The organism is Vibrio sp. 704, from assembly GCF_033339295.1.
Genome location: NZ_JAWOUH010000653.1, coordinates 1 through 612 on the forward strand (window position 1 = coordinate 1; position 612 = coordinate 612).

The 612-nt window shown below is 44.9% G+C and carries 1 protein-coding gene; it reads right to left on the reverse strand.

Features of this window, described 5'->3' with window-relative positions:
- A partial coding sequence (msrA, locus tag R7R24_RS28315) for a peptide-methionine (S)-S-oxide reductase MsrA (protein WP_318120396.1) occupies positions 1-612 on the reverse strand: 612 nt, incomplete at both ends.

The window sequence follows — 612 nt, forward strand, 5'->3', positions numbered from 1 at the left end:
GTTGTATGCTTTTACCTTCGACAGCAGTTTTTTCTCATCGATAAGCTGACGCAGTGTTTTCGGATGTTCTTTGCGATCGTCACCAAACACTTCATCCAAGTATTTGTCTCGACCGGATGCGTAACGATAGTACTTGTACTTTAGGCTGCTCTTTTTGTAGTAATCCTGATGGTACTCTTCCGCTGGATAAAATGTCTCAAACTTGATCAACTCAGTTTTAAGCGGTTTTGGATAAATCTTCGCATTGTCGATTTCCATCATAAACTGCTCTGCGATCTGCTTTTGCTCTGCGTTGTGGTAGAAAATGGCAGGTCGATACTGTGGACCTCGGTCGACAAATGATCCTTTATCGTCGGTTGGGTCAATGTGGCGGAAAAAGTAATCGAGTACTTGTTCGTAATTCACCACATTCGGGTCGTATTTCACTTCGATGGATTCAATGTGTCCGGTTTTTCCAGAAGATACTTGGCGATAGGTTGGGTTTTTCACGTGCCCGCCGGAGTAGCCAGACACCACATCTAAGACGCCAGGAAGCTGTTCTAAGTCCGATTCCGTACACCAAAAACAGCCGCCAGCCAGTGTGGCGATTTCTGCATTTTCTAAAGCCTTCAT